The sequence below is a fragment of the Fontibacillus panacisegetis genome (genome assembly GCF_900102215.1).
In the GTDB taxonomy this organism is placed as follows: Bacteria; Bacillota; Bacilli; order Paenibacillales; family Paenibacillaceae; genus Fontibacillus; species Fontibacillus panacisegetis.
In genome coordinates this window covers 86,706-106,216 of sequence record NZ_FNBG01000006.1, presented here as the reverse complement: position 1 = coordinate 106,216, position 19,511 = coordinate 86,706, and the positions used below count along the sequence as shown (strand labels likewise).

The window sequence follows — 19,511 nt, the reverse complement described above, 5'->3', positions numbered from 1 at the left end:
TCCCTATTATAAAAACTTGATTTACTTTTTTGCATGATAGATCGTGTTGTTTACCTCTGCGTCCACAAATCGGTATAGCTGAGTCGGTTTTTTGGATGTACGGGTTGTCTTTTGGCCTGATATTTCTTGGATAAAAGGTAATGATTTTATTTTTCTTGCAAAAGAAGCATCTGACGAAATAGCAGAATCATTAGTGACGGTCAACAGAACGGCTTGCAGCTCAGAGTAAGTAAAATGTTCGGGCAAAAACTCTTTAGCTACGGTTGTACTAAGTAACTTTTGCTCGATGATAGAAATCGCATCTTTGATGATCCCCTCATGATCAAATGCAAGATCCAGCTCCAGTACATCTTTTACAGAGAATAACTCAACTGCACTTGCGTCATCATTAGCCTGTCGGCCTGCAAGCTGGTGTTCGGGAACAATTGCGTAATGGGCATTGGAGATAATCCATCCTCTTGGATCGCGTCCAGGTTTATCATAAACTCCAAAATGCTCCAGATGAATATGATCTACTCCGGTTTCTTCTCTTAGTTCTCTTATAGCTGATTGAAAAGCGGTTTCGTTAGGATCAACAAATCCGCCGGGCAATGCCCATTTGCCTGCTTCAATATTAGGTCGACCTTCACTATCTACCATACTGCGCTGGATGAGCATAATTTTAAGATCCATGCTAGGTGGCTTAAAGGCTTCTGTGTGTGTAGAAATAATGGTGAATATTGCAATATCTGAAGTGTAACCGTCAGGTGTTCTGTATTTTTTCACATCATATTGTTCGAGCGCTTGTTCGTTTGACATGAGTCCAATACTCCTTTATTGGTTTTTAGTTAACATTTAACATATTGTTAATTGAAGTATAGCAAGTTGAATCCTTATTGTCAACCACATTTTCCCATTGTTAGGACAACCTCGACGTAGTATCCTCTTTAGGAGCTAGGTAAATTCATGGTATTATTAAGCTATTAAACTCTTATTAGATTGATATGAAGGGAATAGACAGATGAACTATAAAATGATCGTACTTGATTTGGATGATACGCTACTTCGTGATGATCGGACAATCTCTCCCCGTACGAAACAAGCATTAATGGACGCACAAGAGGCAGGAGTAAAGGTGGTCCTGGCATCAGGTCGTCCTACATTTGCGATGAGACATATTGCTCAAGAATTAGAGCTTGAGAAATACGGAAGCTTTATTCTATCTTTTAACGGAGCCAGCATTATAAATTGTGCAACTAACGAGCAATTATTCAGCAGTACCTTATCACCAGCTACTGTACATGAACTTTATAATATGAGTAAAAAAGAACAGGTCTGGATTCATACTTACGTAGGGGATGACATCGTAACACCCGCCAATAACAAATATACCGATATCGAAGCTGATATTACGGGAATGCCTATTATAGAAACAGATCAGTTTATCGAAGCGATTCAAGAACCCGTGGTAAAAGTTCTGATGGTAGAGGCACCTGAAAAACTTGTCTTATTGGAACAGAAATTACAACAACAGCTCCAAGGAAAATTGAATGTAATGCGTTCGAAGCCATATTTCTTAGAATTCACTGAAGTGGGTGTAGATAAAGGGACAAGCTTGCATCATCTCAGCCAGCAACTAGGTATTGAGCAGCATGAAGTCATTGCTATCGGAGACAGTTATAATGACCTTGCGATGATTGAGTTTGCCGGATTAGGTGTGGCTATGGGAAATGCACCTGATGATATTAAACAAATTGCCAACTATGTAACAGATAGTAATATGGAAGATGGCGTGGCCAAGGTAGTGGAGGAGTTTATTCTAAGGGAGCAGGTATTGCCCCGAAGTTGACTTGCTGAACATCTGTTTGCGAAGTTTAACCGGAGATTTGGGTAGCACAGGATTGAACTATGGATATATATTTTAAGGCCAGCGCTAGGGGATATCCCAAGCCTGGCCTTTGTTTTCTAGCTCGAAGGATTCATTATGCTTAGTACTTTTTTATAACAACTTTTGATGGAATAGATGAAATTTGAATTAACTTTCTTTTGATCCCCTAGATAGTGGGATTTCGGTTGCTTTTTTACTACTTAATAAATATTTATTCATCTATAATCTCTGTATATTATGTAGCGTTGTTCTATCTACATATTTCATATAAGTAGGGGGGGAATTTATGAGGCGCAGTGTTGGAACCAAAATTGGTATGATCGTGATTGGAATGATGATCGTATTTGCTGCCGCGATAGCTGTTGTGGCTATAGAACAGATGGAGCAGGGAATTAAGACGTTTGCTGAGGAAAAGGCAAAAAGTGATCTAGAATTAGCTAGTCAGTTTATCGATAGTAAATACGCGGGTGATTGGCTGATTCAAGACGGAGAGCTCTATAAAGGTAGTTTGAAGATAAATGGAAATTTTGATCTTGTTGATGAAATTGGTGAAATGACAGGCGACACTGTGACGATTTTTCAAGGAAATACAAGGGTAGCCACAAATGTGATGAATGAGGGCGAAAGAGCGGTAGGAACGACCGTATCCGGGAAAGTGGAGAAGACCGTTTTAAAAAGTGGGCAAAAATACTATGGCGAAGCGGTTGTGGTTGGTCATACATATCAAGCTGCTTATGAGCCTATCATAGGCGCAGACGGCCAAATTATCGGTATTTTCTATGTAGGGGCGTCGCAAAGTTTGATCAACGAGATTACATCTTCGTTTATTAGCTGGTTTTTTGTAGTTATAGTTATCGCAATTGTTGTTGCGATTGTCCTGATCGTGTGGTATATCGGCAGAATGAAAAACAGGCTCAGAACATTAACTAAGGCTATGGAACGCGCGGGTGAGGGGGATTTCACTACAACTATCGATGGGCTTGGCAAAGATGAGATAGGGGAGTTGGCCTATAGCTTTAATAGAATGGGTGAGAATCTAAAGGAGCTTGTTCAGCACGGATTGCATGCTTCCGGAAAAGTAACGACAGCTACGGATCAACTTGGGGAGATAGCCAAGAAGACAACTGAAGAATCGTCTCGGATCGTTAACTCCATTGAGCAGGTAGCTAAAGGAGCAGACAGTCAGACACAGAGTACGGCTGAGAATGCAAAGGCTGTTGAGGAAATCGCTTTTGGGATACAAAGTATAGCTGAACATGCAGTCGATGTCTCCGAAGAGATGGGACTGGCTCAGCAACATGCGTTAGTTGGTAACGGCTATGTAAAGAAGACCGTACAGCAGATGCATATAATTGATCGATCTGTTCGGAATACTGAGTTTATGATAAGACAGCTTGATGAGAAATCGCAAGAAATTACAGAAATGCTAGGGATGATTCAAAATATTGCGCAGCAGACAGGCCTGCTGGCTTTGAATGCTTCTATTGAAGCTGCCCGAGCGGGTGAAGATGGAAGAGGATTTGCGGTCGTTGCTTCCGAAGTGCGGAAGCTCGCTGATCAAACAAATCAGGTATCTGAAACGATCGGAAATTTGCTAGGTGATATTAATTCGAATACGAAGTCTTCGATAAGAGCCATGACTGAAGCAACACAAGAAGTACAGCTTGGATTAGAGTTAACGAACAAGACAGAGGAGAGTTTTGACGAGATTGTTGAATCGAGTACACAAATAGCAGAGCAGATGGAGCAGCTTGCCGCTACGGCAGAGCAAATGTCTGCGGGAATTGAACAAATTACTGCTTCGGTCACTATGATTTCAGAGATTGCTCAAGCTGCTAGTGCAAGCTCTCGGCAGGTGGCGTCAGCAACAACTAGCCAGCAGGGAGCGATCGAAGAGATAAATTCCGCCTCATCCAGTCTGCACGAAGTTTCCAATGAACTGAAATTAGCGTTAGGAAAATTCAAAATAATAAGTTAATCCAGGAGAATCTTCTTTTTTTACCCTGTCCCGCATAACTTGTATAAGTAGTAATCGGCTGCCGGGGGAGGGAGAAGATGTTTAGAAGACGAGGGTGGCGTAGCCGAAGAAGAAGACCGCGTGGAAGAAGAAAATGGTGGCTCATTATTACAATCATCATGATCTTCAGCTTTATATATTTTTTTCAATATGTCGAGAGCCGGATGAGAGAACCGATTATGCATTTGGCCAAAATACGTGTAAAACAAATCGCCACTGAATCGATTAATGATGCGATTGCTGCACAAGTAGCGAATCACGGTAATATTGATGAACTCATTAATTGGAAGACGGATGCATCGGGTAAAGTGTCTGGTTTTATGCTGAATTATTCATCACATATGAAAATTACTTCTGATACGATCCAGACGGTTCGTTCGGCGTTGGATGAGGTATCCGGATTATCGGAGCATATTCCGCTTGGTCAGGCATTAGGGAGTCCGATTATTGCCTCCTTTGGACCGAGTATTCCGATTAAGATCGAGCCCAAAGGTGATGTGAAGGTAGATTTGAACACCCGGCAAGAGGATGCGGGAATTAATATGATTCTTGTTGAAGTGTATTTGCGTGTAAAGACCGAGCTTGCAGTTGTAGTTCCTTTTGATATGGAGCCACAGTCTGTTGAGACAGAAATTCCAGTGTCTTATTTGCTCGTTGTTGGTGATGTTCCGATGTATTATTACGATAGCAAAGGCAACCCGGTTGGGGATAAGGCCAATGCTCCAAATATCTCTATTCCGGCACTTCCTAATAACAACCAGCAGTCAGAGACTGGTCTGAATTCAAATCCGCAGCAGAGTAATGATCAGAAAGAAGGGAAGAATGGAAGTAGAGAGCATTAGAGTGGGTGCTTAATGGGATGAAAGATAAATTAAATGGTAAATTGTGAGATTTTATGCCGACTAACAGCTCGTGCAGAGAAATTGTTGTAAAAGAGAAAGTGCATCTTTTTTCTCCTCAGTAGCCTATCTCCTTTAAAATTCGCTTCTTGTTTAGCAGTGTAAAGGCAAGATATCAGGAAAAGGATGCAAAAATACAGTTTTTTTAAAGTAGCCATGAAAGGATGAACCATATTCCTGCAAAAATGCAGGAATATGGTTCAGAATAGACTAGTTTGAAGAGAATCCTTAGAGAATGCCTGCACATTTGCAGCAATTCAGGGCGTTTAGAGGCTTTACATAAACAAAGCCTGTATATTTGCAGGAATTTCAGAAATTCCGCATCATGACACTATTACACATGAGATACAGTCATGGAATGTGGCGGAATCAAGCGGTGCAGGGATCATCTTCCTTGCACCGCTATTTCTAGTTTTGACACTAACTCTACTTTTGGGACAACCCCTTTTCTTTATGGAGAGTGTTGCTGCTCATAAAAACTGTAGGTTTGCAGTTTTTTGTCCCTACTTCTTTCCTTTCTTGATACGAACCCACTCTTCCTTCTCCCATTGACGTAACAGTGGATAAGGATTAAACGCCCACTCGGTTGATCCGGTGTCACGGTATATTCCGTAGTGGAGATGAGGGGGGAATCTGCCTTGCGTTCCGGGAGGACCGTACCCACTGCTGCCTACCCAGCCAACTCCTTGTCCAGGCTTCACTACATCACCGATTTCAATATTTTTTTCGTAGCCTTGTAGATGGGCATAATAATGATATCGGTTGGACAGGTCGCGAATACCGATTCGCCATCCGCCGTAAGGGTTCCAGCCTTTAGTCTCAACAATTCCGTAGCAGACGCTGCGAACAGGAACTCCATAAGAGGCGAAAAGATCTGTTCCTTCATGAGTTCGCAGCCCGCCCCATCCCCGTCGATCTCCCCAAGTATCCCGGAAAGTGTAGATACTCTTCACGGGAAGCGGAAATGCGCTGGCTGACAGGTCGATCTGGTTAAAGGTTTTGTAAATTTTGGCGAATTGACGGATTCGGGAGACAGAAGAGTCGTTTTGGTAGTACCGCCACAAAGCGATACGAAAATCCTCATCATCAAAGCCAAAGCCAAGCAAATAGGAAGCCATTGTAAATAAGGCGTCCCGGTCATTTCCGGGATCTGCATTTCCGTCAGCAGTAGCGTCTCTGCCAAGTCCCCCAAACAGACTGATCGTCGCAGGATTCATATCACCGGGATTCGGATTGAGTGCGCCGGCCCATACTTCATCCTTAAATTGAAGTCCTACCAGTCGCTCCTTATCCTTTTTCGCTACCTTGCCACGAGGTGTTATCGTACGCTCATATTGATCGACTGCGGCGAGCCAATACCATGGAACTTGCGTGAGGATACCGATTTCCTCGTACAGGCTTCGTCTTAGTTCGTAAACACTTTTGCTGTGTGTTGAATCTGGAGTTCCAGGAGCTTCGGCTGCAACTGCTCCAAATCCGGAAATGGTGCACAGGAAAGAGATCATGACTGTGCAAATGAGACAGCGGATACTTTTTTTGCCGAACTGAACATAAGATCTCAACGGAAGATGTCCTCCTTTGAATTTTAAAACTCGCACCCCTTAGGTTGGACAAAACTTGTGTTTTTATTCCAATTCAAACAGTAGGTTTTTCCATCTGATTCATGGTATAATAAATGGCGCTATAGCTATTCCACGAGAAGGAAGGTCTCTTGCCTTGTCTAAACATGTCAAAGAACCTAAACCGGATTGGATCCGAATCAAACTGACAACCGGAGATAACTATCAGAACATCAAAGAAATGATGCGATCCAAAACGTTGCATACTGTATGTGAGGAAGCACGTTGTCCGAATATTTATGAATGTTGGGCAAATCGAACAGCTACTTTTATGATTTTGGGTGATATTTGTACGAGAGCATGTCGTTTTTGCGCTGTTAATACAGGGATGCCGACGGAGCTTGATTTGGAAGAGCCGAAGCGAGTTGCTGAAGCTGCCGAGAATATGAACCTGCGTCATTGCGTTGTGACTAGTGTTGCTCGAGATGATTTGAATGATGGGGGAGCCTTCATTTTTGCGGAGACAATTAAAGCTATACGAGGACGCCTGCCACTATGCTCTGTTGAGGTGCTAATACCGGATTTCCTAGGAAATGAAGAATCGCTTCGTGTTGTGATGGAAGCTAACCCTGATATTCTCAATCATAATATTGAGACTGTGGAGCGCATGTCTGACCGAGTGAGAGCCAAGGCTAAATATCGTCGTTCTCTTGAGCTTCTTAAGCGGGCAAAGGCGATGAAGCCGAACATACCAACGAAATCCAGTATTATGCTGGGTGTAGGTGAAGAATGGGATGAAATACTGCAGGCAATGGATGATTTGCGCGAGATAGACTGCGATATTTTGACGATAGGTCAGTATTTACAGCCATCACCGCAGCATTTGCATGTTGAGAAATATTATACACCTGAGCAATTTGCCGAGCTTAAGAAAGAGGGCATGAAACGTGGATTCAGTCACGTAGAATCGGGACCATTGGTTCGTAGTTCTTATCATGCGCATGAGCAGGTTAATTCGGCAAAAAGCCGTCGAGAAGGCGCAGCTGCACCCAATTAGGTGATGGTGATAAGGGAGGTAGGCCAGTGATTCAAATTGGCGGCAGAACCTATGAATTGATTCAAAACTACAAGGATGCCTGGGATGCAGAGGCATTTAAGCAGAGATATAGTGAAGTGTTAGACCGATACGATTACATTATTGGTGATTGGGGCTACGAGAAGCTTCGTCTGAAGGGCTTTTTGCGGGATAATCATCCAAAGGTAAACCGTGATACCGCTTTTTCAGGTATTACAGATTACATTAATGAGTATTGTAATTTTGGATGCAAGTACTTTGTACTGCAGAAGACCAAAGACAATTCAAAAGATCAGGCAAATTCTAAAGTAGCTCCTAACGGAGAAGAAACAACAACGGTTCCCGAATAAGGAACCGTTGTTTTATTGTGAATTATTATTTTGATAGTTTAAGTACTCCTTGTTGATAGCTCCATTTGACGTCCGTAAATTTTTTCTGAAAATCATGCAGTTCAATATAGGATTGACTATCCACCATTTTGGCGCTTTTCGCAGCAATGCTGAAGCCGCTTTTCTTGCCGCTGGAGTCGGTAATGATCAGCTTTTGGTTAATGTTGTCCCAAGTGACAGAACCTTTTACGAGCGAACCGAGAACGCGGGAAGAGACGTATACTTTATTGCCGCTCTGAATGATATCGATAAATTCTCCACCGAATGAAGCACCGTTAACACTGAACGATGAAGCAGTTGCTTGAATATCGATGGTTCTTAATCCTGCTTTATATAATCCAGTAATTAGCTGAGCGACTGAGCTGTTGCTAACTTCAATATCTGGTGTAAGCCCGGTATGGTTAAAGTCCAACTTGTTTGGAGTCAGATAACGCTGAACAGTCAGCTTCAGAGAACTTCCATTGGATAGTGTAAACAAATTCTGAATACGCGCTTTGCCATAGGTTTGAGAACCGATGACCGTGGCTACACCGTTGTCATGCAGTGCACCTGTCAGTATTTCAGATGCACTGGCGGTCAATTCGTTGGTTAATACTACAACCGGCATCCCGATGTTTTCTCCATCTGTGATCGGAATCTCTTCCAACACTCCACTTTGATCAGCGGTATACATCAATGTTCCATTCTTTATGAAGCGTTTGGCGATATTCTGAGCAACCTCAACATATCCGCCAAGATTATCACGAAGGTCCAGCACAATAGATTTCATTCCTGCCTTGCGAAGCTTGTCCAACTCACTGTCAAACTCCTGATCGGCGGTGTCCGAGAAGGAAGTGATTGCAATATAGCCAATTCGGGTAGAAGGAATCATGGAGCCTTTAACCGAAGGCAACGTAAAATGTGTTCTAGTGACAGGGATTGCTAATGTTTTATCCCCTCGTAAGATGGTGATCGCTACCTTTGAATCCTCTTCACCGGAAATTAACATGATATCATCTATGCTTTTGACAGCTTGTCCATCGACCTTTTTGATAATATCGTTCTGTTTAAGACCACTTTTACTGGCAGGTGATCCAGCAAGAACCTCTGTTATGTACAGGTTGTTGTTATTGAAACGTAGTGTGACTCCGATTCCGACGTATTCCTGATTAATGCTGTCTTCAAATTGCTGCAGCTCTTCCTTGGAATAGTAATCGCTATAAGGATCATCAAGTGTATACACCATTCCGCGAATGGCATTTTCCAGTAACAGCTCTCTTTCCGCACCTTCAATATTGTAAGCTTCCAAATAATCAAGAACTTCCTGAAGGATAGCCATATCAGAGGACTCGGCAACATTGGTTGCTTCGGCAGCCCCAGCCGCTGCTGGAAGAGCAAAAATTGAAATAGCTAGCAAAGGAATAAGTGCTTTTTGACGTAATTTGTACAAGTTCATTTAAGACGTCCTCTTCATTTTATTTTAATCAAGAAATGCATTGCGAACTCTATTCCAAAATGGAAATGGCCTATAACGAACGAAGCTGATTTTTTGCTTGGCTACCTGGCATCGAACTGAAATCAAATCGTCAGTAGGTATATTGATATGATCAATCGTCAGAATAAGGCTCTGCTCTTTACGGGAGTAAATATCCACGTGATGATGCTTAGGTAATACGAGTGCAGATCCCATTGTTCTGAATACCCGATTGTTGATTGAGGCGATTTCAGTAATTTGCAATGCCTCGATGGATGGGTGGATCATGGCTCCTCCAAGACTTTTGTTATAGGCGGTACTTCCTGAAGGAGTAGACACACATATGCCATCGCCCCGAAACATTTCAAATAGCTCGTCGTTAATATCAACCTGCGCTACAACAGTTCCCCCTACGCCCTTTAAAGTAAATTCGTTAAGGCAAATGTATGAGTTTGTTCCAGACTTCTTCTGAATTTCCAGTTCAACAAGCGGATAACGGACGATTCTTGGCATGAGCTGGCCGGAGTCGGAATGACCACTCATCATAGTTATAAGCTCCGGAATCTCATCTGCTTTCCAATCGGCATAAAAGCCCAGATGACCCGTGTGTATTCCAACAAATGCGATCGAAGGAATACGGTTAATGAAGGTATGAAATGCATGGAGCATCGTGCCATCTCCGCCGATAGACACAACAATATCAGGGGATTCAGCATCTAGTTGCAGCCCTTGCTCGGCCGCCATTTTATGAAAGGACTCGGTTAATCGAACGGATAGTTGATCCCCACGGTCCAAAACGTAATATCTCAAGATGATATGCTCCTTTGTTTTTCCTTTATAAATAAGATCATAATCAATTATGAAACATAACACAACGGTTCATTTACCAATTTGTTACCTATCTTCGGAATATCATCAAATGAATGATTCTTATGAGAAGGGACACAATTAACATGGAAGAAATAATGATTAACGAAACGGTTAACAGGTCAGGCCACAGGCTCCATGCCGAGTCGGATCTAGTCAGCAAGAACGAAGGGATGAATGCAGGCAGATGTATGCCAAGAGGCTCCCATAGCAAAAATACGAAGATTGTTGATACAACAGAATGAAGTATTCGTGCAAACAAAAATGGCAGATAACGCAAGTCTGCGCCGTTCAGGATGCTAGCTACTTGAGCATGAACAGAAAGCCCGCCCCATGACAATATAAAAGCGGCTGCTGCTGCCTTGAAAACGAGAGGGACTCCTGCTGGAGCGGCCGCTGCTTTAGCGCCCAAGGTAACTTCAAAGAGCCCGCCGACAAACGGTTCGGCAAGTTCTGGGGGGAGGGAGAGCACATGCAAAAGAAGACGAATACCGTGATATAAAATGGACATAGCATTGGATACAGTTAATACCTCAAGAATAACGGAGAAAAAAACAACAAGTCCTCCAACTACAGCCATAAGCTGCAAGGAGGAGGTAATAGCTTGCTGTAACAATTCTCCCAAGCCTCTTCCGTCTGCGACCCGTGCGTCATGCATTGCTTTAACAGCAGCACGCAGGCTGAAAGAGCGGGCATCAGATTTTGCTTTGGATTTATCAGATTTCTGCTTCATGGTTTGTTGTGGAGTTTCGTTAGAACCTCCGTAAAATCTCATACAAATACCTACAAAAATAGCACTCCCATAATGGGCCACTGCGAGAATTCCAGCAAGCTTAGGATCACCAAAAAATCCTACGGAAACAGCGCCAATAAGGAAGATGGGATCAGATGAAGTGCTAAAAGCGACTAGCCGTTCACCTTCGACACGGCTCACGAGTCCTTGTTCCCTTAGCTTGGTGGCAAGCTTGGCACTGACCGGATAGCCTGAAGCAAATCCCATTGCGGCGACAAAGCCGCCACTCCCCGGAATCCGGAACAACGGCTTCATTAGTGGATCAAGCAGTTTGCCTAAAAAGTGGACAATACCGAATCCGAGCATAACTTCAGATATTACAAAGAATGGAAACAATGATGGGAACAGGACGTTCCACCAAATGCCAAGGCCTCTTGTCCCGGCAATCCAGCTGGCCTGCGGATAAGATAACATTAATATGCATAAGACTAGTACAATCAGTAGCAAAAGAGGGGGAGTCCACCTTGTAAACTTCATTTCAACGCCTCCAGTTGGATCATAATGAAGTGTATGTAGAGGGGAGGACAAACAGGACAAAAAATAAAAGAAAGCGGTTACATTTCGGCTGTTTTTTTATTTTTTTTGTGATAAAATATTTATATAATTTGTGATCTAACAATGATTTTTGAATCCTTTTTCAATTAATTATGGATGGGGTGTTGATTATGAGTATTGTTGCAGGCGTTCTCGTTTGTGCTTTTGTGTACGTTATCCGCGCCTCTCTGGTCCGCACTGGTGAAGAGGACTGGCGCAGCTACTAACTTTACACACTCCAAACAGACTTTACATTTAAGTAAGAGCTCCTCAGGGAGCTTTTATTTTTTTTTTGAATATCTTTGTTATAATAAGGAGAGTCAGAATTATGGGATTGAAATTACGAGAGGAGAACGCCTATGGAGCCTGGCTTAAGTATTTACGACAATCTCGGCGGAGCCGATGCAATTCGTCGTTTGGTAGAGGCTTTTTATCCTAAAGTTCAGAATAATCCGGTTATCGGTCACCTTTTTCCAGAGGATATTGAACCGGTATTGGAGAAACAATATATGTTTTTGACACAGTTTTTCGGAGGACCTTCGTTATATTCGGATGCACATGGTCATCCCATGATGAGGGCGCGTCACCTCCCCTTTCCGATTACACCAGAGCGGGCGGAGGCCTGGCTTGGTTGTATGTCTGCTGCACTTGAGGAAATCGGAATAAGTGAAGAGCTTCGTGATTTTGTTTTGCAGAGATTGTCTGGTCCAGCTTTTCATTTTGTCAACACACCATAGAACCATAGAACAAAACTGACTGATTCGCCTATAGGCGGGTTAACGGAGAGGGAGTATACATAATGGAACTAGAGCCTCTATATCTAATTAAGGTGACCTGTGTTTATTGCGAGCATGAGTTTTCAACTTCACGTGTACGGCCGAGCTTAAAACGGGCATCTAAGACGGACTCCGATTTTTGTAAACACTATCAGAAAGAAAATCCTGATTTCTATGTCGTACGAGTATGCCCTTCTTGTGGTTTCGCTTCGACTGAGAACTCTCTTGAAAGTCTGAATGATCGGCAGAGGAAATTGTTTGTGGATGGAATTGGAAGTAAATTTATTCAACGGGACTATGGTGGCAAGCGGGACTGGACTGCAGCCTTGGAGACATATAAATTAGCTTTACTATGCGCTCAGACTATCGGCGATAAGGAACGTATTATAGCGAGCTTGCTGCATCATATTGCGTGGTTGTATCGTTATAATGAAAATCGGGAGCAGGAGATGCGGTTCTTGCAGTTTTCTCTTGAATCGTACATTCGGGTATATGAAAATGAGGACCCATTTGGTAACGATGCAAAGCTGATGTATTTAATAGGTGAATTGCATCGTCGAGTCGGAGATTATAATAATGCAGTCAGATGGTTCTCGCGTGTCATCAATGACAAAAAAATTATGGATGCTGCGATGATCCGGGCTTCACGGGAGCAATGGGCTGTACTGCGTGAGGATATGCTAAATGTAGGGCATGAGCTGCCGGAGGAAATGCATAGCTAGCTAATTAAGAAGGGGGTGTTCTTCTAGAAGAACACCCCCTGACATGCTCTGGAACATGGTTAACGACGGACTATAGTATCCGTCAATAAGTAATCGTTATCGCTGTCCAGAACGACAACTTTATTGCCGCAGCAGGGAAACACCAGCAGTTTTTTCTTGCCTTCACGTGCCAACAATACATCTTCCGGTTTGATTAGCAGGAGTACTTGATCCTTTTTACAAAAAGGACACTCCGGCACATAAACATCGCCCATAACGAGATCATAGGGAAGGGAACGTTCAAAAGGTATCATGATGACGGATGATCCTGATTTTTCTCTGTGTTATTGTGTCCAGCTTCCTCTTTGGCTAGCTCGGCTATTTTTTGCAGTAAAATATGCTGAGGCATATGCATAAGATGTTCAATGGGCACTTTCAGCTTAGCGGCTAATTTTACTGCTGTGTCGGGGGATATTTGTAATGGCTTCATGGTTTTTTCCTCCTGTCTGTTTAATAATAGTTATACACCTATATTCTGATTACTATCAACATTGCAGTTAGAAAGGATTGATGCAAGAATGAAGCAATTAACCAATACACTGTCGCAGGCGTGGAATTTGGAAAATATTTTCCCGGGAGGATCTTCTTCTCCAGAGTTCAAATCGTTCCTTGATCAGCTTGAACAAAATATTGCTGGCCTGAATATCCGCCTTAAGGAGATAACGGCTCCAGCAACTGTAGAAGATACGAAAAGTTTGGACAGCATTATAGAGGGGATCCAGGCAGCGGAGTCGCAAATTATTGAAGCGGGCAGTTTTGTGGAATGCTTAACCTCAGAAAATCAACATGATAAAAAGGCAGTTCAGCTTACTACGAAGGTCATTACCATTCGTGCATCTTTCGAAAATTTGCTGACTTCTTTCCAAAATGTGTTGAGACTAACTGAGGATGATGTATGGGCGGGATGGATGAGCCGTGAAGAGATTGCCTCGATTTCTTTTGTATTAAGTGAGAGACGCGATGCTGCCAGGGAGAAATTGGCACCTGAGCTGGAGAGCCTTGCTGCTGATCTGGCTATCGATGGTTATCATGGTTGGGGACAACACTATGATACGATCGTATCTAAGGTAGGCATTCCATTCAATACTAAGGATGGCGAGACAGTAACGCTGTCAGTCGGACAGGCAGCGAATAAGCTGGATGATACGGATCGCTCAGTTCGTGAGGAAACCTTTGCAAATTGGGAGAGGGCTTGGGAGGATGTGGAGGATTATAGTGCCGACACGTTGAACCGACTTGGCGGTTTCCGTCTGAAACTGTATGAGAAACGTGGTTGGAATGACGTTCTCAAGGAGCCGCTTGCTATTAATCGGATGTCACATGAGACATTAAATACGATGTGGCAGGTTATCGAAGAGAATAAGTCCACCTTTGTATCCTATTTGGAGCGGAAAGCAAAGCTGTTAGGTCTGGAACAATTGAATTGGAGCGACGTTGATGCGCCGTTAAATAATGTTTCCGGAAAAATTACGTATGAGGATGCTGCCAAAGAAATCGTCAAGCAGTTCAGAAATTTTAGCCCTAAGCTTGCCGACTTTTCGGTAGATGCTTTTAATAACCAGTGGATCGAAGCTGAGGATCGACCTGGTAAACGGCCTGGCGGATTCTGTACTTCGCTTCCAGTAAGTAAGCAAACTCGTATATTCTTGACCTTTGGCGGAACAGTCTCCAATATGTCAACGTTAGCTCATGAGCTTGGTCATGCTTATCATCAGTATTTGATGGATGATTTGCCTGCATTTAATCAGGATTATGCAATGAATGTAGCGGAAACGGCTTCGACATTTGCGGAGATGATCGTTTCGGACGCACTGGTTAAAAATGCTTCAAATGATAAAGAAAAAATTGGATTGCTGGCGGATAAAATTCAAAGCTCGATTTCCTTCTTCATGAATATTCATGCCCGTTTCCTGTTTGAGACCCGTTTCTATGAGAAACGGAAGGAAGGAATGCTGGATGCTTCTGAATTGTCCTCCTTAATGGAAGAGGCGCAGAAGGAGGCATACCATGATGCTCTTGGTCAATACCATCCACATTTCTGGACATCCAAGCTCCATTTCTACATTACTGATGTTCCGTTTTATAACTTCCCATATACCTTTGGTTATATGTTCAGTACAGGCATTTATGCGCTGGCTCAGCGTGAAGGTTCTGGATTTGCTGACCAATACGACGCATTGCTGCGTGATACTGGAAGAATGACAGTAGAAGAACTAGCTGCCAAACATCTGAATGTCGATCTGACCAAACCGGACTTTTGGCGTGACGCAATGTCTCTAGCTGTGGCTGACGTAGAACAGTTTCTTGAATTGACGAAATAGCTGCTTTAAGGAGGCTGTCCCTCAAAGTTATCTAAGATAACTTTGAGGGACGCTTCTTGTTTAGCAGTGTAAAGGCAAGATATCAGGAAAAGGATGCAAAAATACAGTTTTTTTAAAGTAGCTATGAAAGGATGAACAAAAGCCTGCAAAAATGCAGGAATATGGTTCAGAATAGACTAGTTTGAAGAGAATCCTTAGAGAAAGCCTGCACATTTACAGCAATTTAGGGCATTTAGGGGCTTTACATAAACAAAGCCTGCACATTTGCAGGAATTTCAGGAATTCCGCATCATGACACTATTACACATGAGATACGGTCATACAATTACTGGTAGGATCAAGCGGTGCAGGGATCATCTTCCTTGCACCGCTATTTCTAGTTTTGACACTAACCCTACTTTTGGGACAGCCCCTTTTTATATTGTTTGCATCAGAAATTTCGTCAGAAATAATGTCAAAATAAAAATGACTTTGTCGAACTGTGAAATAAAAAGAAATATTAGTAAAATTTACATAGTAATTATTACCCATTTTTGCTTTTATATGTTGATAATTGTATATATATAGCATATAATGAGACGCAAGCCCTATATATAGGGAACTATATTGGAAGGGAGGGTGAATATGCAATATACCGATCAAATCTCACTCGCAAGGCAAGTGGATATGGTTTTTAAGGAATTAGATACTGAGCTTGGCGGAATGACATCGGGCACCGTATTCATCCAAATCAGAAATAATGCTATAGGAAAATTCGGTATCAGGCATAACCCTATAGCAGGCCGTAATGGTCAAATAACAGAAGAGGAACAAGGTCTTAGTGTAGAGCAACGACGATCCTTCAAGGCTATGGCAATAGAAGTGCTTAAATACAAAAGGTATTGGACTCACGGGGAAATCAGCTATGAATTTGCGTTGCGGCAAAATACAGTTATTGTTGATGCTATTCTTGAATCAAACTACAATATGGCAAACCTGTTGATTCAAAGATATCCTAAATCCAAGAATGCCGCTAATACATATCATGATGTTGCTTCGGATGTATGATCTAGAAGTGGTTACAAAGTAACAGGAACCGCCATCATAATTGATTACATACAAAGACGAAAGACAGGTGGCCTGTATTACAGGTCACCTGTCCTGCTATGGTGTAAATAGAGGAAATTGCAATTATTGACTGGAACGTCCCGACAATTGTTGTTCTGCCAATTGAACCAGACGTTTAGTGATATAACCCCCGAGGGAGCCGGTTTCGCGAGAAGTGTGGTTCCCGTAATAACCGTCTTGCGGAATTTGAACGCCGAGCTCCTGTGCTGCTTCATACTTCAGTTGCTGCAAAGCTGCTGTAGCTTGAGGAACAACCAGGTTGTTGGAACGGCTTCCGCGGCCTTGGTTTTGACCTGCCATGTTTGTCACCTCCTTTGGCCTTTGTGATGTTAGTATGGTTTCTACGAACAAAAATATGCGGCATAACTTCTATGTTTTTTACTGGTAATTGTTGTGTTATTATTTGATATCCAAAATAAGAAGGGCTGTCTTAAAATAAGACAACCCTTCTTATTGATTTAGGTCTATTGTTACTTCATATTAGTTGGTCTACGCTTCAGCAGAAGGGTAGATGATCTCCAGATTGACGTTTAACTCTACGACTTGACCAGGCTGCAGGTCTATGAGGCCTGTCTCCTCTGTAGGGAAAGGTAAATTTGGAGCATCAGGCAGCCAGGTGTATGGTTCAATGCATAGAAACTGGTCAGCTTCCCCTTTGGTATACAGTACCCAATGCTTGAAATACTGTGGGTCTGCAGAATAACGAAGTCCATATCCATCATTTCGGAGAAGGTCTGCCTGTACAGGCAAATCGTCAATGCTTAATGTTGTATCAAAATTTGTTCCTTTTAAATTCAAGCCAGTGTTAAGCTGATCCAAGGTTTCATCTAGTGGAGCCTTTATTCCGGTAGGAAGCAGTTCTTCATCAAGCGGGTACGTACCGGATACTGGCAGCTTTAAAGTCCACTGCTCGGGAATACTATCAATAAGGAACCATGTATGAAGCCCGAGACCAAAAGGAGCTGGCTTGTCACCCAAAGAGGTAATCTTAAAGGTTTGCTTCAAGGAAGCACCCTGCAGGCGGAATGTCACTTCCAGCTTTAATGGTACTGGATATTGGCGAATCCAGTTAGGATCGTCAGTAGTTGTGAATTCTGTCGTAATCGCGCAACCATCATCGTCTTCTTCTATGTCGCTGACACACCATGCTTGTGTACGATGCAATCCGTGAATGTGATTGTTATTTGCTGTGTTCTGATCAAATTGATAATCTTGACCACCGTAGTTAAAATGACCTTTGCGAATTCGGCCCGGTGGGATTAACAGTGGAATGCCGAAATGATATGGCTTTTGCAGGTAAAAGTCGAGATCACCTTCATCTGGGCGGCGCAGAATCTCACGTTGCTGAACATGATCCCAAATGCGAATGACGTTATTTCCAAGTCGGGGCAGTAGTGTGACTTCAAGTTCGCGGCTATGTAAAATGTACGTATCGTAGCCGTTCCAATGTCCTTTGGTCACCTTTTTCATATCGTTACTCCTTTTCCCACATATTCATCAAATTAATTTAGCTTTAGACCTATAATAACACTTTTTCTTAACAACGAAAAATGGATTTGACATTACAACTAAGTGACAATTATGATATTATGTATAATCAATAAATACAATAATTAATTGAACGCGATGATAGGGATTAGTAGACAATGCATCATCTTCCTCAGAAAGCCGGTGGTTGATGTGAACCGGAGAAGACGCATATGTTGAATTGGACCCTGGAGTGCCGAGCAGAACGATAAATTGAGAAAATTCTCTATTTTATAAGTATGCCGGTCGACTTGTTCCACGTTACGGAATGACAAGGTTGTCAGATATTGTTTTCGTTATGTCTGTCAACGAATAAGGGTGGCACCACGGTCTCACGTCCCTTGCGGATGTGAGGCCTTTTTTGTGTTTAAATTCGTATTCTCAGGAGGTAGAAAAAAATGAAAACCGTTTTTTCAGGTATTCAGCCTAGTGGAAATTTGACGTTGGGAAATTATATCGGAGCAATAAAGAACTTTGTTACTTTGCAGAACGAATATAAGTGTAACTTTTCGGTGGTTGATCTTCATGCGATTACGGTGCCTCAGGATCCAGCAGCTTTACAGGAACAATCAGAAGCTGTGGCCTCCATCTATATTGCAGCTGGTATTGATCCAGGCAAAGCTAATGTATATATGCAATCACATGTACGCCAGCATGCACAGCTCGGATGGTTGCTAACTACACTCACTTCTATGGGTGAGCTTGAGAGAATGACGCAATTTAAAGATAAATCTGCGGGCAAGGAATCGGTGGGGGCCGGGTTGTTCGTATACCCTTCGTTGATGGCAGCGGATATTTTATTATACAATACTGATTTGGTTCCTGTAGGAGAAGATCAGAAGCAGCATCTGGAATTAACTCGTGATTTGGCGGGAAGATTCAACAGTCGGTACGGAGAGTACTTTACTCTTCCTGAGCCTTATATTCCTGAAGTAGGTGCACGTATCATGTCTTTGGATGATGCGTCGAAGAAGATGAGTAAGAGTAACCCTAACCCTGGCAGTGCTATTGCACTTCTTGATACACCTGATGAAATCCGCAAAAAAATCAGCCGTGCAACTACTGACTCGGGTCGTGAAGTAAAATACGATCCAGCAAACAAACCTGAAGTAAGCAATCTCATTACGATTTATAGCCAGTGTGCTGGTCTGTCGATCGCTGAGGTTGAACAGCGCTATGAGGGCCAAATGTATGGACCATTCAAGAAGGATTTGGCAGAAGCTGTAGTAGGTCTTTTGGAGCCGATTCAACAGCGTTACCGTGATATCAGAGAATCCGGTGAAATTCGCAGCATCATGCGACAAGGTGCTGAAAGAGCCTCTGAGGTGGCAGAACGAACGCTTCAAGATGTACAGAAGTTAATGGGCTTTTTACCTGAATAGTCTGCTATAGGAACAATGCAAGGAATTCATCCAGACCTGGGCAAAATAATGCTCAGGTTTTTGTTTTAAGTCACTGAATTGTCAAAATAAAGAGACCTTTATCAAATGATTGTCAAACACTTTTAGGGTTGGATGTGATAAAGTTTATATCGAGAGAAGAATTTATTGAATTTTTCGTGAAAAT

19 protein-coding genes and 1 other annotated feature are annotated in these 19,511 nt (G+C 42.6%); of the genes, 10 read left to right on the top strand and 9 right to left on the bottom strand.

Annotated elements, in window-relative coordinates; all coding sequences use genetic code 11:
* Window positions 1-21: 21 nt before the first annotated feature.
* The gene (locus BLS49_RS07695) at window positions 22-798 is read right to left on the bottom strand and encodes an NUDIX domain-containing protein (RefSeq protein WP_091228085.1); all 777 of its coding nucleotides are present in this window, start codon (window positions 796-798) and stop codon (window positions 22-24) included.
* Between the two features lie 202 nt (window positions 799-1,000).
* Here BLS49_RS07695 and BLS49_RS07690 point away from each other — a divergent pair, with 202 nt between their 5' ends.
* The 3 genes from BLS49_RS07690 (at window position 1,001) to yunB (ending at window position 4,726) form a co-directional block, all read left to right on the top strand.
* A complete protein-coding gene (locus tag BLS49_RS07690; RefSeq protein ID WP_091228083.1) occupies window positions 1,001-1,828 on the top strand; it encodes a Cof-type HAD-IIB family hydrolase in 828 nt (275 codons plus the stop codon).
* A gap of 325 nt (window positions 1,829-2,153) precedes the next feature.
* Window positions 2,154-3,845: a methyl-accepting chemotaxis protein gene (locus BLS49_RS07685; protein WP_091228081.1), complete on the top strand. Its 1,692-nt coding sequence runs from the start codon at window positions 2,154-2,156 to the stop codon at window positions 3,843-3,845.
* A 77-nt stretch (window positions 3,846-3,922) separates the two neighbouring features.
* Window positions 3,923-4,726 carry a sporulation protein YunB gene (yunB, locus tag BLS49_RS07680; RefSeq protein WP_091228080.1) on the top strand — a complete coding sequence of 268 codons (804 nt, stop codon included), beginning with the start codon at window positions 3,923-3,925 and terminating at the stop codon, window positions 4,724-4,726.
* Window positions 4,727-5,286: 560 nt separating this feature from the next.
* On the opposite strand, the gene BLS49_RS07675 is transcribed toward yunB, so the two are convergent.
* Entirely contained in the window at window positions 5,287-6,345 is a 1,059-nt protein-coding gene (locus BLS49_RS07675; RefSeq protein ID WP_245742297.1) for a M23 family metallopeptidase, read from the bottom strand.
* Window positions 6,346-6,499: 154 nt separating this feature from the next.
* Here BLS49_RS07675 and lipA point away from each other — a divergent pair, with 154 nt between their 5' ends.
* Both lipA and BLS49_RS07665 read left to right on the top strand, forming a co-directional pair.
* On the top strand, window positions 6,500-7,399 hold the full coding sequence (gene lipA / locus BLS49_RS07670) for a lipoyl synthase (RefSeq protein WP_091228078.1): 900 nt from the start codon (window positions 6,500-6,502) through the stop codon (window positions 7,397-7,399).
* 26 nt (window positions 7,400-7,425) lie between these two features.
* Window positions 7,426-7,767, top strand: coding sequence for a YutD family protein (locus tag BLS49_RS07665; protein ID WP_091228077.1), 342 nt, complete (start codon window positions 7,426-7,428; stop codon window positions 7,765-7,767).
* A 25-nt stretch (window positions 7,768-7,792) separates the two neighbouring features.
* On the opposite strand, the gene BLS49_RS07660 is transcribed toward BLS49_RS07665, so the two are convergent.
* From BLS49_RS07660 to ylbJ, 3 genes are all read right to left on the bottom strand, one after another.
* Window positions 7,793-9,241 (bottom strand): S41 family peptidase, encoded by a 1,449-nt coding sequence (locus BLS49_RS07660; protein WP_091228076.1) that lies wholly within the window; start codon window positions 9,239-9,241, stop codon window positions 7,793-7,795.
* A gap of 24 nt (window positions 9,242-9,265) precedes the next feature.
* On the bottom strand, window positions 9,266-10,069 hold the full coding sequence (locus BLS49_RS07655; protein ID WP_091228073.1) for an NAD kinase: 804 nt from the start codon (window positions 10,067-10,069) through the stop codon (window positions 9,266-9,268).
* An 88-nt stretch (window positions 10,070-10,157) separates the two neighbouring features.
* On the bottom strand, window positions 10,158-11,396 hold the full coding sequence (gene ylbJ, locus BLS49_RS07650) for a sporulation integral membrane protein YlbJ (protein WP_091228071.1): 1,239 nt from the start codon (window positions 11,394-11,396) through the stop codon (window positions 10,158-10,160).
* 416 nt (window positions 11,397-11,812) lie between these two features.
* Between ylbJ and BLS49_RS07645 the strand changes: the two genes are divergently transcribed.
* Window positions 11,813-12,190 (top strand): globin domain-containing protein, encoded by a 378-nt coding sequence (locus tag BLS49_RS07645; RefSeq protein ID WP_091228062.1) that lies wholly within the window; start codon window positions 11,813-11,815, stop codon window positions 12,188-12,190.
* A gap of 62 nt (window positions 12,191-12,252) precedes the next feature.
* Window positions 12,253-12,951: a DUF2225 domain-containing protein gene (locus tag BLS49_RS07640; protein ID WP_091228060.1), complete on the top strand. Its 699-nt coding sequence runs from the start codon at window positions 12,253-12,255 to the stop codon at window positions 12,949-12,951.
* A gap of 59 nt (window positions 12,952-13,010) precedes the next feature.
* Here the strand turns inward: BLS49_RS07640 and BLS49_RS07635 are convergent, their stop codons facing one another.
* Together BLS49_RS07635 and BLS49_RS07630 are read right to left on the bottom strand one after the other, a co-directional pair.
* A complete protein-coding gene (locus BLS49_RS07635) occupies window positions 13,011-13,244 on the bottom strand; it encodes a hypothetical protein (RefSeq protein ID WP_091228059.1) in 234 nt (77 codons plus the stop codon).
* Window positions 13,241-13,420 carry a YycC family protein gene (locus tag BLS49_RS07630; RefSeq protein ID WP_091228058.1) on the bottom strand — a complete coding sequence of 60 codons (180 nt, stop codon included), beginning with the start codon at window positions 13,418-13,420 and terminating at the stop codon, window positions 13,241-13,243. Before BLS49_RS07630 ends, BLS49_RS07635 begins: the two co-directional genes overlap by 4 nt.
* An 88-nt stretch (window positions 13,421-13,508) precedes the next feature.
* Here BLS49_RS07630 and BLS49_RS07625 point away from each other — a divergent pair, with 88 nt between their 5' ends.
* On the top strand, window positions 13,509-15,311 hold the full coding sequence (locus tag BLS49_RS07625; protein WP_091228057.1) for a M3 family oligoendopeptidase: 1,803 nt from the start codon (window positions 13,509-13,511) through the stop codon (window positions 15,309-15,311).
* Between the two features lie 624 nt (window positions 15,312-15,935).
* The gene (locus BLS49_RS07620) at window positions 15,936-16,358 is read left to right on the top strand and encodes an O-methyltransferase (RefSeq protein ID WP_091228056.1); all 423 of its coding nucleotides are present in this window, start codon (window positions 15,936-15,938) and stop codon (window positions 16,356-16,358) included.
* 123 nt (window positions 16,359-16,481) lie between these two features.
* On the opposite strand, the gene BLS49_RS07615 is transcribed toward BLS49_RS07620, so the two are convergent.
* A complete protein-coding gene (locus BLS49_RS07615; protein ID WP_091228049.1) occupies window positions 16,482-16,718 on the bottom strand; it encodes an alpha/beta-type small acid-soluble spore protein in 237 nt (78 codons plus the stop codon).
* A gap of 189 nt (window positions 16,719-16,907) precedes the next feature.
* Window positions 16,908-17,888, bottom strand: coding sequence for an aldose 1-epimerase (locus tag BLS49_RS07610; RefSeq protein ID WP_091228047.1), 981 nt, complete (start codon window positions 17,886-17,888; stop codon window positions 16,908-16,910).
* Between the two features lie 147 nt (window positions 17,889-18,035).
* Window positions 18,036-18,290: a binding site (T-box leader), on the top strand.
* Between the two features lie 53 nt (window positions 18,291-18,343).
* Here BLS49_RS07610 and trpS point away from each other — a divergent pair.
* On the top strand, window positions 18,344-19,327 hold the full coding sequence (trpS, locus tag BLS49_RS07605) for a tryptophan--tRNA ligase (RefSeq protein WP_091228045.1): 984 nt from the start codon (window positions 18,344-18,346) through the stop codon (window positions 19,325-19,327).
* Window positions 19,328-19,511 lie beyond the last annotated feature (184 nt).

What these genes read in the sequence shown, in the direction of transcription:
- BLS49_RS07695 (WP_091228085.1), bottom strand. Translation starts at nt 798, where the DNA reads ATGTCAAACGAACAAGCGCTCGAACAATATGATGTGAAAAAATACAGA.
- BLS49_RS07690 (WP_091228083.1), top strand. Translation starts at nt 1,001, where the DNA reads ATGAACTATAAAATGATCGTACTTGATTTGGATGATACGCTACTTCGT.
- BLS49_RS07685 (WP_091228081.1), top strand. Translation starts at nt 2,154, where the DNA reads ATGAGGCGCAGTGTTGGAACCAAAATTGGTATGATCGTGATTGGAATG.
- yunB (WP_091228080.1), top strand. Translation starts at nt 3,923, where the DNA reads ATGTTTAGAAGACGAGGGTGGCGTAGCCGAAGAAGAAGACCGCGTGGA.
- BLS49_RS07660 (WP_091228076.1), bottom strand. Translation starts at nt 9,241, where the DNA reads ATGAACTTGTACAAATTACGTCAAAAAGCACTTATTCCTTTGCTAGCT.
- ylbJ (WP_091228071.1), bottom strand. Translation starts at nt 11,396, where the DNA reads ATGAAGTTTACAAGGTGGACTCCCCCTCTTTTGCTACTGATTGTACTA.
- BLS49_RS07645 (WP_091228062.1), top strand. Translation starts at nt 11,813, where the DNA reads ATGGAGCCTGGCTTAAGTATTTACGACAATCTCGGCGGAGCCGATGCA.
- BLS49_RS07640 (WP_091228060.1), top strand. Translation starts at nt 12,253, where the DNA reads ATGGAACTAGAGCCTCTATATCTAATTAAGGTGACCTGTGTTTATTGC.
- BLS49_RS07635 (WP_091228059.1), bottom strand. Translation starts at nt 13,244, where the DNA reads ATGATACCTTTTGAACGTTCCCTTCCCTATGATCTCGTTATGGGCGAT.
- BLS49_RS07630 (WP_091228058.1), bottom strand. Translation starts at nt 13,420, where the DNA reads ATGAAGCCATTACAAATATCCCCCGACACAGCAGTAAAATTAGCCGCT.
- BLS49_RS07625 (WP_091228057.1), top strand. Translation starts at nt 13,509, where the DNA reads ATGAAGCAATTAACCAATACACTGTCGCAGGCGTGGAATTTGGAAAAT.
- BLS49_RS07620 (WP_091228056.1), top strand. Translation starts at nt 15,936, where the DNA reads ATGCAATATACCGATCAAATCTCACTCGCAAGGCAAGTGGATATGGTT.
- BLS49_RS07615 (WP_091228049.1), bottom strand. Translation starts at nt 16,718, where the DNA reads ATGGCAGGTCAAAACCAAGGCCGCGGAAGCCGTTCCAACAACCTGGTT.
- BLS49_RS07610 (WP_091228047.1), bottom strand. Translation starts at nt 17,888, where the DNA reads ATGAAAAAGGTGACCAAAGGACATTGGAACGGCTACGATACGTACATT.
- trpS (WP_091228045.1), top strand. Translation starts at nt 18,344, where the DNA reads ATGAAAACCGTTTTTTCAGGTATTCAGCCTAGTGGAAATTTGACGTTG.